This window comes from uncultured Bacteroides sp., from assembly GCF_937912035.1.
In the GTDB taxonomy this organism is placed as follows: domain Bacteria; phylum Bacteroidota; class Bacteroidia; order Bacteroidales; family Bacteroidaceae; genus Phocaeicola.
The window spans coordinates 13,238-30,524 of sequence record NZ_CALDPF010000041.1 but is presented as its reverse complement, the minus strand read 5'-3'; the positions used below and the strand labels follow the sequence as shown (position 1 = coordinate 30,524).

The following is a 17,287-nucleotide window of genomic DNA, read 5'->3' as shown; positions in this document are numbered from 1 at the left end:
AATATTCTTAAATTCTTGATTATTCAGCCATTACAGTAAATTCTGCTCCTCCGGCAAAGTCCGCCCCATTCTGCGAATTAAGTCCCGTAAAACGTATATAACGAGCCTTGACAGGAGTATCAAGCATTACTCTCTGTATATCTTTACCCCTCTTGAATCGTCCTTTGGCAACAGGTTCCCCCCAGTTTTTGCCGTCAAGACTCAGATGCAATGTATAATCCTTTATATTACCGTTTGTACCTCCGTCCTGACGTGGCAAATATGTAAATCCTTTCACAAGTTTTTCTTCACCGGCATCAAAGTCTACCCAATGTGGATATTGTGCTACAGTTACAGAATACATAGTATGCCATGTTGTGTTACTGTCTCCGTCGACAAGGTTTTTGGCATTTCCTTCTCCCGATTCCTCGCTTGAAGCATTCACTACAGTCAGAGGTATACTTTCCAGCTTCTCAAATTTAATACTTACCGACACTTCCTGATTATCTGCATAATAAGCAGTAACCGTTCCCCCGTTACGCAAATCAAAAGGTCTGAAATAAGACTGTTTCTTTTTTGAATTGTTTACTGTATACAGTATTCTTGCACCAGGCTTTGATGTTTCTATTGATACCAGCCCATTTGCCGCTCTTGATACAGACATCGGAACTTCGCCGGAAGTTGAAACTTTTGCTGTTTTATCAAATTCAGCATTCTTCACCGGACGTATTATAAAACTCATATTATGATTTCCCGCTTTTATTCTGTCCTCTTCAAGCGGACCACCCTGACCACAGCTGTTACCTCCAAGTCCTGTAACTCCCATATCAAGATGAAGATGTGTTCCACTGGATTTTGGCAACTGATATGGATGAGGTGCAAGAGTCATTTCCAAGGCAGACCATGGAAGAGCTGATGCTGACATTGTTGAAGACGATACAAACTCAACTCCATTACCATTATCATCGGTCAAAGCGCACCAACGTACTCCTTCACGATTACCCATACTTTGTGGTTTCGGGAAATTTACATACTGCTCTTTTACCGTGCTGCTATACTTTCCTACAAACGCCCCAGTACAGCGGTCATTATAATTGTTCCAAGGTCCTCTGCCATAATATGTATAATTTCCGAATTTTTCCGGCAGTTGCATTACATATCCAAGACGTGGAAGCACAACCTCAGGTTGGTTCGAAGTTATAGACGACTGAAGTTCGACCGAGCCATCCGGATATATAGTCCAAATCTGGTTAGTTATAAACCTGAAATCATTTTCTCCAAACGGTTTATCTGTTTTTTCCTTAATGATATTCCGTCCGGAAGTACCTCCCTCAAGGACAGCACTGTTAGGAGCCTGCGAAATTACCGTATACATCAGCTTTACAGTATTATCCTTATTATTTTTACGATTAATCCACTTGTAGCCGGACACTTTATGTTTCAAGTTATGAAGTCCCTTTTCAAACCACTGCTTATATGCCCAATTATCATTATCAATTCTTGCGCGGAATGCGTCCAGTACAGGACCATTTCCTTCACCGATTACCGTATTTCCATTATATGACAAATTATGAATAGTTCCTTTGGAATTATCAAACATAACAGAGAAACCATTTCCGGAAATTGTAATAAAACCGTCTTCTTCTATAATTTCAGGCTTACTCATTGAAGATGTCACACTAGCCATAGAAGGAAATTTTTCAGCCTTCTTCACCAAGAGTTGTTCCTCCATCTGTACATACCCGGCATCAGCCCAAGGCATATCCTCATTCAGCAAGAACTGTACTTTCACAAAATACTCACTTCCTTTCTCGAGCTCATCAAATCTATAAGGAATAGTATATACAGCCTTATCACGTGGACCCACAATCTTGCGTGGCGCAATAAAAGCATCACTTTCCTTTATTTTGTTTCCATCCTTATAAAGTGACCAGACAAGTTTATAACCGTTAAGAGGAGTAAAGTAATTTTTATTGAATATCTCTATTTTACCATTTTCCATATCTATAGCCTTTACTCCGACATTCTGATATACTTTCTTTACTTCCCAGAAAGCAGGTTTCGGAGAATGGTCAGGGAAAAGGATACCATTCATACAGAACATTCCACTGTTCGGTTTGTCACCAAAGTCGCCTCCGTATGCCCAGAAACGCTCACCCGTATTACGGTCATAATAATAAAGAGCCTGATCTACCCAATCCCAGATTGCAGCACCACAGAAGAAATTCGTCGACTCGATAGCATCCCAGTAATCCTGAAGATTACCCACTGCATTACCCATCGAATGGGCATATTCTGAAACATGGAATGGATACTTGATATTGTATTTCCCGGTAACAGCTCCTCTCATCCATGCTATCGAAGGATATTGGTTTGATCCCATATCAACAATCTTGTTGTTACGTTCATACTGAACAGGACGTGAAGAATCAAACTTATGAATAGCCTCGTATGCCTTTACAAAATTCACCCCTGGTCCAGCCTCGTTTCCAAGCGACCATATAACTATCGAAGGATGATTTACATGCGCATGAGCAAGCTCCATTACTCGTGCCACATGTGCAGCCTCAAATTCAGGAACATGCGAAAGCGAAGCATCTCCATAATAATACTGATGACTCTCTATATTCGCCTCGTCCTCAAGATAGATACCATATTTGTCGCAAAGGTAATACCAGTATGGTTCACATGAATAGTGTGAATTACGTACATGATTTATGTTTCCACGTTTCATAAGCATGATTTCATCTTTCATCTGTTCATGCGAAATAGCATTTCCAACTTCAGGGTTTATTTCCTGGCGGTTCACTCCCTTCAACTTAACAGTTTTTCCGTTAATATAGTAGTAGCGTCCTGCCAAACCGAATTCATCGTCCTGTGCCGTTGTCTCCTTTATCTCCACCTTACAGAAACCGAACGAAGTAGAGAAAGTCTCTGTCACCCTACCCTTCCTGTCCTTCAGTTCTCCTACAATAGTATATCTGTAAGGATATTCTGCCGACCATTTTTTAGGATTACTTATTTTAATTTCAGTTTCTGAAGTAACACATTCTCCGTGGGCTAAATCAGAGACATCCGAAACAGAAGAAATACCTTCTACAATAGTGTTTTCATCAGAATAAAGTTTGTTGGCATAAAGCTTATAAGATAGTGAATAACCTTTTGCTTTCTTCTTTGCGAGATTTCTTATATCCGCTTCCACACGCACCACTCCATCTTTATATTCCGAATCCAAATCCGTACGTACGCGAAAATCCCTTATCTGCAATTGTGATGTCGAAGTAAGATATACTCCTCTGAATATACCCGGCAGACGGAACATATCCTGAGCTTCGAGGAAAGAGCCATCCGAGTTACGATACACCTCTACTGCCAGAATGTTTTCACCTTCTTTATTAAGATATGGAGTTATATTAAAAGAAGAAGTGTTGCGCGAATTCTTGGAGAATCCTATATATTGCCCGTTTACCCAAAGATAAAAAAATGATGAAACCCCATCGAAATTTATATAAACTTCACGGTCTTTCCAACCTTCGGGAACAATAAAGCTACGACGATAAGAACCAACCTCATTACGATGCTTATATGTCACCCAGTCTGTAGGAGGAGTCCTCATGACACCACCCTTCCAATCTCCAACAGCCACTTTATGCTGGAATATTACAGGCTGATTAGCATAGATAGGAACCCCATACTTTAAATCCCCATTTTTCTGTATTCCGGCGACATTCCACTGCATAGGAACAGTTACATCATCCCAATTTGAAACATCATACGAAGGTCTGAAAAAATCTACCGGACGTTCTTCCGGATTACCGACCCAATTAAACTTCCATTTCCCGTTAAGAGTCATATAATACTTACTGAACTCAGGAAGCAGTTTACGAGCATTTTCAGAATCAGAGAATGTAAAAAACCAAGTCCGAGGTTGTTCCTTGTTTAAAGACAATTGTTCGGGAGACTGCCATTCAGTACCATCAGGAGTTTTCTTTTCTCCATATTCAAAACCACTTAATAATTCTTGCTGTGCATTTATAGTAAACACAGTTCCTAAAAAACATAGTAATAAAAATTTATACCTCATTTTTTCTATAATAAATTAGATTTAGATTAATTGAAGGCAAATATAATACAAACACAATGATTTACATTCAATTTTAACTTATACTATCAATTAACACCATACATACAGTATATTACTGGAAAAGCCTACACAATTTACTAAAATATAAGTTTTGTTTACATAATTATAGTTCCAAATCTTTTACACAACCTGTATGATTATAGAACACCATATCACCCCAAAGAGAATAGAAAAAAGCATAATTATCAACCCCGGAACAATGACATACACCCAATTCTTCTGGCAATGAATTTTTCAATCCAGCAACTATAGCATCATCTTTATCCAATGGAACATTATGTATATGGAAGCCACCAATGATCATTTTTAAATGACAATTATTAAAAAACGAAGATACAGTACGTAAAATGTTCGTAATTCCACGATGTGAACAGGCACTCAATAAAGCCAATCCTTCTTCACCCTTAAGAGCCAATGCCAACTCATCCTCAAAACAGTCATGTATCAATTCTCCACCACGCTTAACAAGAAACTGCTCAAAATGAGTATCTTTTTCATTTATTATAGGTATTTCTGGAAATATCCATATACCAGGAAGTATCTCAGTAGTTTTTTCCACAAATATAAAGCGCGACATATCCAACAATGCAGCATGCCTGATACCATTCTCTCTTTCTCCTTTGAACTTGGAATCCAAGGCTTCACGTTTACAAATTATTTTCGCTTTCCTGTTTAACTCAAGGAATGTTTCAAGACCACCAGAATGATCACTATGACCATGTGACAGAACCAGATAATCAACTCGCTGCAAATTGCAATGCAACAGACGTGAATTACGTACGAATAAATCGGAAGCTCCGGTATCGAAAAGTACTACATGATTACCTGCTTCAACATACAAAGACAAACCATGTTCAGCCTGTAGTTTACGACCATAGACACAATTTTCCACCAATGTTGTTATTTTACACTTCATATTCTTAAAGAAAAATAATGTTTTCAGCACAAATTTATCAAGAAATTTAAAATAAAGGAACAGTAACAATCTTATCTGTTCTGATGCCAGGTTTTGTCTCACCACAAATCATATACAGCACATTCTCATACTCCAGAAGCGCACCGCCGGCCTTAGCCATTCCCTCTACATTCTTAACAACCTTCCATGTTTTCTCTTTTAAATCAAACAACAATACATCACTATTGAATTTATACCATCCCACAGGTTTCTCCAAGTAGCCTTCAGGAACATTACCGTTTATAGCATTACTGAAGATGGTATAGTCCACACCACCTGTTAATACAAGCATATTTTTATGTACGACACCACTTCCACCAACCATACAGCGTTTCTCTAGTTCATCGTCTAAAGGAAGTTCAACAAATTTATCCCAAGAACGACTCTCAACATTATAACACAATATATCATTCGAAAGTACAGCATTTTTCTTTTTTGAAGGCAACTCAAATCCACCTATAAGATACAATTCGTTTTTACCGTCAGAAAGGAGTATACTTTGTATTCTCTTGTTCCCGGGATAAGAGGCAAGCTTTTCCCATTTACCAGGTAAAAGTGTTGATATGCGATACATACTGTTCTTGTCTGTCTCTGTTATACCACCAGTAATGTAAATATCATTGCCGATGGCTGTTCCGGACAAATTGGTTATGCATTCAGGAATGGAAGGAAGAGTCTCAATATCCACCTTGCAGGTTTTACAGTCCAAAGAAACCTTATAAACTGAGTTCAACTTTCCATTCTCGTTTTCGCCTCCGATAAAATAAATCTCATCTTCTATTACTACTGTAGCTCCGTATGCCATATTCTGTGGCAATCGCCCAAGCAGCTTCCAACATTTGCTATATTCCTTCATATTTATAGCATAGATCTCGCTGTAATATACCTTTCTACCTCCTTTTGCAGCTGGAACATCAGGGAAATTACATCCACCAGCTACAATCATCCAGTCATTAATTATACCGGCAAAAGGTGCTGACACTCCGTGAGAAATAGGATATTTGGGAAATTTATCAAAATGAGTGTATAAGCCACTACTATTTAATGCTGTTCCTTGATAACAGTTAGTAGTACATTCTCTTTCTCCAGAAAAAGCACGAATACTACATAAAAAAAGTAAGATAAAGAATACTATCTTTTTCATTTCTAAAGATGATGATATTATAAATGCTATTAAAAAAGAAATTACTCAAGCATACTATTTTAAAAAAAGTAAGCCTGAGTAATTTCTTAAATTCAAAGTTAGATTAATCTTCTAAAATCATATCAACCGAACATTTAATTTTACCAACCTGGGTTTTGTTTAATATTAGGAGCTTTACCGATTTCATCGGTAGGAATAGGTGAAAGATAATGTTTTGGATCCTCGAATACCGGAGTAGGACTCTGACCGGCATAACGCTTTTCATAAATTGTCAAAGCACCATCTGAATTCACGCCTACAGTTTCCTTCAATTCAGCCAATTCTTCATCTGAATACCCTGCTCCTTCAATAATTATACCTAAACGTGGAGCTGTCAACAAATTTCCACATTTCCAACGACGAATATCATCGTAACGTACTCCTTCTGCAAACATCTCTATACGGCGTTCACGACGAATTTCACGAATCAGTTTTGCATTATTACCTGATACATTCGGATATGCAGCCTCAATTACAGGATCTGTAAACGGTACTGTCAATTCCAATTTTTTGTTAAAGCCAACACGTTTACGTAATTCATTAATTGTCTCATCAAGGTCAGTCTGAGTAATTGTACCTAATTCCGCAGCAGCTTCAGCACGGATTAACATGATTTCTCCCAATCGGAAAACTGGTGCATCTTCAGTACCCTGATAATGAGAAGCACTATACTCTTCTGCATTATAAAACTTAACAATCGGATAACCTGTTGCACATCTACTAGGATTACCAGTATTAGTAACTGAAGCAATATTAGGAGCTTTTCCATTCATATAATAACAATGATCGACATCTGTCACATCTGGAGTAGCAGTTGTTTGTAACAAACGAGGGTCACGGTTAGCTAATTCTGCAATCAATGTTGTATGCTGTGTATGACCAGGACAATTACACAAAGAGATAGGCATACCTGTTGTAGCACACAAATAAGAATCAGCACAATTCTTACTCATACCCAAAGGAGTTTCACCTACAAAAATCTGACGAGTCAGGTTATTTCCTTTATCAATTCCTGGATCATAAGCTTTTGACAAAATTACCTCAGGATTATTAGACTGGTCTGGCAAACAGAACAATTCATGATAAGCTGTAGCAGGACTTGAACCTTTATATAGAGAATATCCATACTCTTCCTTCATCAATTCACAAGCTGCATTATAAGCCTCTTTCAAGAATTTTTCCGGATTTTCCAATCCGTGATATTTACGCCATGTACCTTCAAACAAACACATACGAGCTTTTAAAGCCAATGCCGCATCCTTACTAATTACAGTTACATCCGTTTTTTTAGGTAACCACTTAATAGCTTGATCGATATCATTCAGCATATTGTCCATTACCAAGATACGTGAATCCCGTGCTTTATACATTTCCTCATCACCAGGATTCATCACTTTATCAAACCATGGTACATCTCCATAAGCCTTTACCTTATTAAAATAGTCCAAAGTCTTAAAGAATAGTATCATTCCTGCATATTTCTGTTTTACCTCTTGGCTTTCTGGAGATTGCTGGTAATTCTCAAGGAAATCATTACAAGCACGGATATTCTCCCATTTCCACTGGGTATTGTTTGCACTTGAAGGAACTGTAGCCAAACCAAAACTTGTCGCATTACGTTCCCAAGGCAAAACATCATCACTTGTAAAATCTTCTCCCAACATACCCCAATCATAACTCTTCGGCGCTCCATAACCAACAATCAATTTAGGGTAAAAATCATTGCAATACTGCTCTAATGCTATTGCATTGGCAGTTGCAAAGAATTGTTCTTTACCAATAGCATCCAGCGGTTCTCTATCCAGAAAGTTACAACTAGCAAATGCCATTGTAAATAAACAGCCGCTTAATATAGTTATTTTTTTCATAATCGTAAATCTTTTTAGAATGTTAGATTAATACCAAATGAATAAGAACGGCAGAACGGATATTGCTTCATATCCGAATTCAATGTACCAACCATTCCATCAGATGACTTCTGATAAGTATTTCCAGTCATATCTGGATCTACATACTTATACAAGCTTGTTGCCTCCCATAAATTCTGACCACTGAAGAAAATCTTCAACTGAGAAATTCCTACAGGTTCCAACCATTTCTTAGGAAGTGTATATCCAATAGTCAAATCACGTAAACGGATATAAGCTGCATTCTGAAGATATTTAGTTTGAGTTTTACGGCTTCTGTCACTCCATAGAGGTACAGGATAATAAGCATTAGGATTATCTTCAGACCAAGAATTATCCACATGATAATCATTTATCGCACTATTCCATACACCGCTAAATCCCCAAAAGACTTCGTTTCCTAGCCACAAATCACGTTTCATTACACCTTCAAACAAAGCACGTATATCGAAGTTCTTCCAGCTTAAACCCAAATTAATATTAAAGCGATAACGTGGTGTCTGATTACCTATAATAGTCTTATCACCATGATTACTCAATGTATTGATAGGTCCTAATTTACTATCACCTTCGTTCACAACTCCATCACCATTGATATCTGCATAACGGATATCTCCAGGTATCCATGTATTAGATATATATGACTGGCGTACAGACTGTTCTGCAGCTTCAGATGCATCTTTTATAAATCCTTCAGTAGTATAACCCCAAATTTCTCCCAGACGCATACCCTCATAAAGATCATTCAATGTACCTGTAGGATTATCATATTTTGTAATGGTTGAGTAGCTATCAGAAATACCTATTCCCACATTATAATCCATCGGACTTCCTGCCACATCATCAATACGGTCATTCCAATTCAAAGAAAGCTCCCATCCATTTGTCCTCATACTTGCAAGATTTTCTTTACCACCACTTGTACCCATACTATTCGGATATGCCTTAGATACCACCATATCATCTGTATAACGCAAGAAATAATCGAAGGACGCAGTCAAACGGTTATTTAAGAATCCTAAATCAATACCAAAGTTAGCTGTAGTAACCTTTTCCCAAGTTACATTATTATATGCCAATGTAGCAGGAGTTATACCGGTTGGTATCTTGCCAGAAAGCACATAATTCAAACTTTCACTACCAACTGTTCCAATGTAATCAAAATTACCATTTGTTACCTGATTACCCAAAGAACCGAGAGAAGCACGTAATTTAACATTTTCAAAAACATTACGAGCTGGTTCAAAGAATTTCTCTTCAGAGAGTCTCCAACCTAATGATGCTGATGGGAAGAAACCCCATTGACTACCAGAAGCATATTTTGAAGAACCATCATAACGTCCATTCAATTCTACAAGATATTTTCCTTTATAATCATAATTCAAACGGAAAAATGCACCTTGAACAGCCCAAACAGTAGCTTCCTCACTCAATGTTTCCTTATCCTTAGCCATATCAATAATCGGAAAATCATTCAAATACAGATTGGCAGCTACTCCATACATATTACTGGTATTCTTACGTTCCTGATTATAACCGGCCATAATAGAGAATGAATGGTCTTTTATTTGTTTTTTATATTCAGCCCAAACATTCAAAGCTTCGTATGTATCATCATACTTTCTTAATCCTGCCTTATTTGTAGGCATCTTTGCCGTTTGCGAACCATCAGGATTTAGCTGATAAATAGTTTTCAGATGTTCACGCTGAGTGCGGAAAAAACGGTTTCCTGTATAATCTCCCTTTATAGAAAGTCCTTTAAATGGAGTAATATTGAATGAACCTGTATACCAAATATCATCATATACATTCTTTACACGTCCGGCTTCTTCCAAAATACCAGCATAGTTGTAGTTGAAGTTACTACCTTCCATTGCTGCAAAATGTTCTCCATCTGGTAAATAAACAGGAATAAACGGGAATGAACGATATACCTCATAATAAGGAGAACTACTCATATAAGCATAAGCATTAGGTTCATCAGATTCACTACGATTATATTTCGCACGGAATCCTATTTCTAACCATTTAGTCACCTGAGTAGTAAAATTAAACGACATATTGATTCGCTTATATGTATCAGTACCATAAGCTAACAAACCATCCTGTCCTTTATAACCGATTGATGCATAGTAAGTATTCTTATCTGTACCACCCTGAATACTTGCATTATGCTGTTGCATGAAAGCTGCACTCTTGTAGAACTCATCAAACCAATTAGTATTTCCTGCATAAGCCCATTGACCTTTCGCTGTAAAGGCACCTGTTTCATCCAAAAAAGCAGACGGGCGGCTTGGATCTTTACAGTAAGCATGAACTGCATCTACCAACTCCTGACTAAAGTAGCCACTACCACTAGTATTTGTATTAGCCAACTGTACTGCATCAATCCATTTATCTGAAGAAATTCCGTCTGGCAAACGTGACGGTGCCGACCATGAAAAGTTGTTATTATAATTCACCGTAACTTTCTGATCTTTCTTACCCTTCTTAGTCGTAATGAGAACTACACCAAAAGCAGCACGTGCACCATATACTGCAGCAGAAGATGCATCTTTCAATACAGAAACACTCTCGATATCTTGAGGATTCAACAACGAAATATCATTGGTTTCTACTCCATCAACCAATATCAACGCCGAGCCACCATTCAATGATGTTATACCACGCACATTAAATGTAGCGGTAGCGTTTGGATTACCACTTGGCATAGTAATGTTCAAGTTTGGAATAGCACCTTGCAAACCTTGAGCCAAATTTGCAATAGGACGATCCTGCAACATATCACCCTCTGTCATAGCTACAGCACCAGTCAAATTCACCTTTTTCTGTGTTCCGTAACCCACAACAACAACTTCTTCCAAAGCTTGAGAATCATCCTGTAAGGTTACATTGATTGGCTGTCCATTCCATACCACTTCTACTGTCTTATAACCAACAAAAGAAATCTGAATAACACTGCCATTCTCTACATTAGACAAAGAGAAATCTCCGTCAAGACCTGTAATAGTACCATTAGTTGTACCTTTAACCAAAACCGAAGCTCCGATAACAGTTTCACCTGTTGCATCTTTCACTACACCAGTACATGTTGCTTCCTGCTGCACACTTTGGATGTCATCCACATCAGGCACAGCAACTGCATACACTGCTCCTGTAGAGCAAATACCTGCCAGAGTCAACAACATACTGACCGATTTGTTTTTTTTCAACATAGCCATTATATTTTAAAGTTAATAAATATATAAAATCTTTTAAAGCAAAGATTTTCCTTAATTAATAGTTTCCTTTAAAAAAGCCTAAGTAAGTTTTTATGTCTAATACATTCAAAATACCACAAATAAATTTAGGGTACATAATAATAACAAAGCAAAGCTACTTAAATATTCTCTGCATACTTCAGATACTTTTTTCCACTTTGCATTTTTTAATAATCATTCTGGGAGCAAATATATAAAATAATTCCATACAACATATCCAAAAATCAAAAAAATACGCCGATATTAAGAAAAAAAATTGTTTTTACGTATCTTGTTTTATTAGTTTTTTCAGTTTTCAGACATTCAAAATATATAATAAGAGAATATTAACAAATTCCTAATAATCCAATTTCCAAACAATGATAAGTAACATAATCCATATAGACATTAGCATACCAATTAACTTTCATTTTGCAACTGAAATCGAAAAATGAGCTACATTTATATTTAAAATTTTTCATCATCCAGAAGAAAAATGTTAACCTCAATCAAATAAAAATCAATAAAAACAACACTTAATTAGGCATAGTTCTTAAAGCACTTCAAAAATTTAACAATTATCTATTAGAAAAACATCGAAAAAATGTCAGTTCATTTCAAATTAAACGACAAAACATTTTAATTTGAATGGGCTGTCATTTTTATAAGACTTATCAAACACTCAAAATTTATTGAAAAACTGACGATTTCATCTCTATTTGATAAAGGGAAACTGGTGAAATTAAAATATCGGAATAACACCACAAAAGAATTAATAAAAGCAAATTTCCAAAATTATAGAATATACAACAACAAAACAAAACCAAATTAAAGCAAAGACAAACCATTCAGCAAAACACCGTTTACTCATAATTTAAAATTTTCCAATCGCCTGTACATCAACTCAAAAATTAATATTCTCATACACTCAAAATTATCAATTTGTCAGATTGATATTAACAATTGATTTTTCCAACAGAATCTAGTCCCTAAATAGGGAAATTGAAAAACTAAGTCTTTCATTTGCCTCAACACTTACATTTCATTACTTTTGCATAACAACCATAATCCAGTACAAACAATGGCAAAAGACAAGACAGTATTCGTATGCACAAACTGCGGGCAGGAGTCACCAAAATGGATTGGCAAATGTCCTTCATGCGGACAGTGGAACACTTTTTCGGAAGAAGTGGTGAGAAAGGAAACACCTGTGGCAAAGCATGCTGCCCACGGTATTGAATCCATTCGTTCAAAACCACAATATCTCAGGGAGATTGTTTCATCGGACGAACAGAGAATTGACCTTATGGACGACGAGCTGAACAGAGTGCTCGGTGGAGGACTGGTGCAAGGTTCGCTCACATTGCTTGGCGGTGAACCGGGTATAGGAAAGTCAACTCTCGTTCTGCAAACAGTCCTGCATCTGACCAACAAAAGAATACTGTATATCTCCGGCGAGGAAAGTGCGCGACAACTCAAGCTACGTGCGGACAGAATAAAGCATAACGGAGAAAGCGAACTGCTCATAGCATGCGAGACTTCACTGGAACAGATTTTCGCCAATATAAAGAGTACTGCTCCGGATCTGGTTATTATAGACTCCATACAGACTATTTCTACAGAAAATCTTGACTCATCGCCCGGAAGCATAGTACAGGTGAGAGAATGTTCGGCAGCAATACTGCGATTCGCAAAGGAAACGGGAACTCCGGTCATACTGATTGGTCATATCAACAAGGAAGGAAGCATTGCCGGGCCTAAGGTATTGGAACATATCGTCGATACAGTACTTCAGTTCGAAGGCGACCAGCACTATATGTACCGAATACTGAGAAGCATAAAGAACCGTTTCGGAAGTACGGCAGAACTGGGTATCTACGAGATGCGCCAGGACGGTCTGCGTCAGGTAAGCAATCCGTCGGAACTGCTGCTCACCCAGGACCATGAGGGAATGAGCGGAATTTCCATAGCTTGCGCCACAGAAGGGATACGTCCTTTCCTTATCGAAGTACAGGCACTTGTAAGTACTGCTGCTTACGGAACGCCTCAACGCTCGGCAACTGGATTCGATATCAGAAGAATGAACATGCTGCTTGCCGTGCTGGAGAAACGTGTGGGTTTCAAACTGGCCCAGAAGGATGTGTTCCTGAACATCGCCGGCGGACTGAAAGTTAACGACCCGGCTATCGATCTGGCTGTGATAAGCGCCATTCTTTCCAGTAATATGGACACAGAAATAGAATCGGGAGTATGTATGGCAGGCGAAGTTGGACTGAGCGGAGAAATACGCCCCGTGAACAGAATCGAACAGAGGATTAGCGAGGCCGAGAAACTTGGTTTCACACGTATGCTGGTGCCGAAACATAATCTGCAAGGACTGGACAAAAAGAAAATAAAGATTGAACTTGTTCCTGTAAGAAAAGTAGAAGAGGCATTCAGAGAACTTTTCGGATGAATATTATAGAAAACAAATATCAACTCAGAAAAACAGGTTTTCCATTTGTGCTAACCCACACATTTCGCTATATTTGCAGATATTGAAAAAAACTACACTTATGAAATATCCAATCGGAATACAAAGTTTTGACCGTATCATTGAAGACGGATTTGTCTATGTTGACAAGACTGGGTTAATCTATAATCTCACCCATGAGAGTAGCATTTATTTCCTCAGCCGTCCGCGCCGTTTTGGAAAAAGCTTGCTGGTTTCTACACTGAAAAACTACTACCTGGGGCATAAGGAGTTATTCCGTGGATTAGCCATAGAGAATCTGGAGAAAGAATGGAATGTGTATCCTGTTTTCCATGTAGATTTCAATGGCTCCAACTTTACAGATGAAGGTGTTCTGGAAAAACGCCTGAATGGATATGTATCCGATTGGGAAGAAATGTATGGCTTAGCATCAGACTGTGACTCACTTGATTTGGGAGGACGTTTCATAAAGGTACTTGAAGCCGCACACAAAAAAACAGGACATCGTGCCGTAGTACTGATTGATGAGTATGATAAGCCTATTCTGGATGTACTAGATATTAATTCGACTCTGGAAGATCGTCATCGTAACGTACTGAAAGGTTTCTATTCTGTATTTAAAGGAGCAGACGAACATCTGCAGTTTGTTTTGCTTACCGGTGTGACCAAATTCTCGCAAGTAAGTGTATTCAGTGGTTTCAACCAACCTAAGGATATCAGTATGGATACACGCTACGAAGCTTTATGCGGTATCACTCTGGAGGAGATTGAACATTATTTTCTCAAACCTATTGCTGACATGGCTATAGAATATAAATGCAATCCTGAGGAAATGAAATTACGTCTGAAACAGCAATACGACGGTTATCACTTCAGCGACCGTATGACAGACATTTATAATCCATTCAGCCTGCTGAACGCTCTTGACAGCAAACGGGTGTATGATTACTGGTTCCGCTCAGGTACACCTACATATCTTATACGCCTACTAACTCATTTCAACGAAAATTTGAATGAACTGACAGGCAAATATTATCGTCCTGAAGAGTTCGTAGACTATAAAGCCGACATAGAAAAACCTCTTCCTATGATATATCAAAGTGGCTATCTCACGATAAAGGACTACAATATGAGAATGAACAAGTTTTTGCTTGATTTCCCAAATAATGAGGTAAAAAACGGATTCCTTACAATGTTGGCAACTTCCTATCTGAAGCCAAAACAACGTGTAGAAGGTTGGATAGATGAATTGGTTGAAAAACTTGAAGCCGGTGAAGTGGAAAAACTGCAAGCTATGTTTACGGCTTTTCTGGCCAGTATTCCATATACAATGCGCCGAAAGGAAGACGAAAATGAACGGGAACGTTATTTCCAATACACCTTTTACCTGATTATGAGAATGGTGAGCGTGTATACTGTTTATGTGGAAAAAGTGCAAAGCCAGGGACGTGTGGACTGTATTGTAGAAACTCCACAATACATTTACATTTTCGAATTCAAGCTGGATGGTACTGCTGCAGAAGCTCTTCAACAGATTGAAGAAAAAGGATATGCACGTGAATACGAAACAGACAACCGCCAACTCTATAAAATAGGTGTAGGATTCTCATCAGAGACAGGAACAGTAAGTGATTGGAAATATGTATAACATAAAAACCAGTCCAAACTCATCAACTAAAAACTAAAAACCAACAACTCCACCCCAAAATGGTAAACGAATATCAACTCAGAATATTGCCTGAACAGGCTGCAAGCGAACAGTCGCTGAAGACATACATCAGCCGCGAAAAGGGGCTTGACATCAGAACAATAAATGCTGTGAGGGTACTGAAGAAGAGTATCGACGCACGTCAGCGTACAATATATGTGAATGTTAAAGTGCAGGTATTCATCAACGAGATTCCGGACACACAGGAATATACTCCAACTGAATACAAAAACGTTAGCGGAAAGCCTCAGGTGATTGTAGTGGGCGCGGGTCCGGGAGGACTGTTTGCCGCACTGCGACTTATAGAGCTTGGTCTGCGTCCGATAGTAATTGAACGCGGAAAGAACGTGCGCGAAAGAAAAGAAGACCTGGCTAAAATCAGCCGCGAACATAAGGTTGATCCCGAATCAAACTACAGTTTTGGAGAAGGTGGCGCAGGTGCATATTCCGACGGTAAGCTTTACACAAGAAGCAAGAAGCGAGGCAATGTGGATAAGATTCTGAATGTGTTCTGCCAGCACGGAGCCAGCACTTCAATCCTTATAGACGCGCATCCACACATCGGAACAGACAAACTGCCGAGGGTGATTGAAAACATGAGAAATACCATTCTGGAATGCGGCGGAGAAGTTCACTTCAAAACCAGAATGGATGCCATTATAATAGAGAAGAACAAGGTTGTTGGCATTGAAACCAACGACGGAAGGACTTTCAGAGGTCCGGTGATACTTGCCACCGGTCATTCTGCACGCGATGTTTACCGCTGGCTATATGCAAACGGCGTGAAGATGGAGACTAAAGGTCTTGCCGTAGGTGTACGTCTGGAACATCCGTCAATGCTTATCGACCAGATTCAATATCACAACAAGAACGGAAGAGGCAAATACCTTCCGGCAGCTGAATACAGTTTCGTACAGCAGGTTGACGGACGCGGTGTATATAGCTTCTGTATGTGTCCTGGCGGTTTTGTGGTTCCGGCAGCAAGCGGTCCTCACCAGCTTGTCGTTAACGGAATGAGCCCGAGTAACCGTGGTACGAAATGGAGCAACTCGGGTATGGTAGTAGAAATTCGCCCTGAAGACTTGAACGATCCTACCCTGCAACTGCAGGCATGCGAAGTGATTGAAGGCTCTGCAGAACAGCAAACAGAAGAACTGATACGCAAGACTGCCAAGGATGGAGAACAGTCGGTTCTGGCAATGATGCAGTTCCAGGAAAAACTGGAACAGATATGCTGGCAACAGGCAAATATGCGACAGACTGCTCCCGCACAAAGAATGGTAGATTTCACAAGAAAGAAACTAAGCTACGACCTTCCTGTCACTTCCTACAGCCCCGGCATCATATCGTCTCCACTACACTTCTGGATGCCTGAATTCATCAGCAGACGTCTGAGCAAAGGATTCGAAATGTTCGGCAGAAGTTCGCGCGGATTCCTCACCAACGATGCGGTGATGATTGCAGTGGAAACACGTACATCGGCGCCTGTCAGAATTGTACGCGACAACGAAACGCTGCAGCATGTCACGGTAGAAGGACTTTTCCCTTGCGGTGAAGGTGCCGGTTATGCCGGAGGAATAGTATCGGCCGGAGTTGACGGAGAGAGATGTGCGGAGGCTGTAAGCAACTATTTGGGCAAATAAAGAAAAACAGAATTCCTATTATATAAAAAATGCTGTCCGATAAAGTTTTTCATCAG

8 protein-coding genes are annotated in these 17,287 nt (G+C 38.9%); 3 read left to right on the top strand and 5 right to left on the bottom strand.

Going from position 1 to position 17,287, the window contains the following annotated elements:
* Window positions 1-19: 19 nt before the first annotated feature.
* The 5 genes from Q0486_RS12235 to Q0486_RS12215 all read right to left on the bottom strand — a co-directional run bounded on the left by Q0486_RS12235 (window position 20) and on the right by Q0486_RS12215 (window position 11,383).
* Window positions 20-4,063 (bottom strand): glycoside hydrolase family 2 TIM barrel-domain containing protein, encoded by a 4,044-nt coding sequence (locus tag Q0486_RS12235; RefSeq protein ID WP_299233741.1) that lies wholly within the window; start codon window positions 4,061-4,063, stop codon window positions 20-22.
* Between the two features lie 163 nt (window positions 4,064-4,226).
* Window positions 4,227-5,039 (bottom strand): MBL fold metallo-hydrolase, encoded by an 813-nt coding sequence (locus tag Q0486_RS12230; RefSeq protein ID WP_299233740.1) that lies wholly within the window; start codon window positions 5,037-5,039, stop codon window positions 4,227-4,229.
* Window positions 5,040-5,085: 46 nt separating this feature from the next.
* Window positions 5,086-6,222, bottom strand: coding sequence for a cyclically-permuted mutarotase family protein (locus Q0486_RS12225; RefSeq protein ID WP_299233739.1), 1,137 nt, complete (start codon window positions 6,220-6,222; stop codon window positions 5,086-5,088).
* Between the two features lie 140 nt (window positions 6,223-6,362).
* The gene (locus tag Q0486_RS12220; protein WP_299233734.1) at window positions 6,363-8,129 is read right to left on the bottom strand and encodes a RagB/SusD family nutrient uptake outer membrane protein; all 1,767 of its coding nucleotides are present in this window, start codon (window positions 8,127-8,129) and stop codon (window positions 6,363-6,365) included.
* Window positions 8,130-8,143: 14 nt separating this feature from the next.
* The gene (locus Q0486_RS12215) at window positions 8,144-11,383 is read right to left on the bottom strand and encodes a TonB-dependent receptor (protein WP_299233733.1); all 3,240 of its coding nucleotides are present in this window, start codon (window positions 11,381-11,383) and stop codon (window positions 8,144-8,146) included.
* A gap of 1,105 nt (window positions 11,384-12,488) precedes the next feature.
* Here Q0486_RS12215 and radA point away from each other — a divergent pair.
* The 3 genes from radA (at window position 12,489) to Q0486_RS12200 (ending at window position 17,231) form a co-directional block, all read left to right on the top strand.
* A complete protein-coding gene (radA, locus tag Q0486_RS12210) occupies window positions 12,489-13,862 on the top strand; it encodes a DNA repair protein RadA (RefSeq protein ID WP_299233732.1) in 1,374 nt (457 codons plus the stop codon).
* A gap of 100 nt (window positions 13,863-13,962) precedes the next feature.
* Window positions 13,963-15,528, top strand: a complete 1,566-nt coding sequence (locus Q0486_RS12205) for an ATP-binding protein (RefSeq protein WP_299233731.1) — start codon at window positions 13,963-13,965, stop codon at window positions 15,526-15,528.
* Between the two features lie 59 nt (window positions 15,529-15,587).
* Window positions 15,588-17,231 carry an FAD-dependent protein gene (locus Q0486_RS12200; RefSeq protein ID WP_299233729.1) on the top strand — a complete coding sequence of 548 codons (1,644 nt, stop codon included), beginning with the start codon at window positions 15,588-15,590 and terminating at the stop codon, window positions 17,229-17,231.
* The last annotated feature ends 56 nt before the right edge of the window (window positions 17,232-17,287 follow it).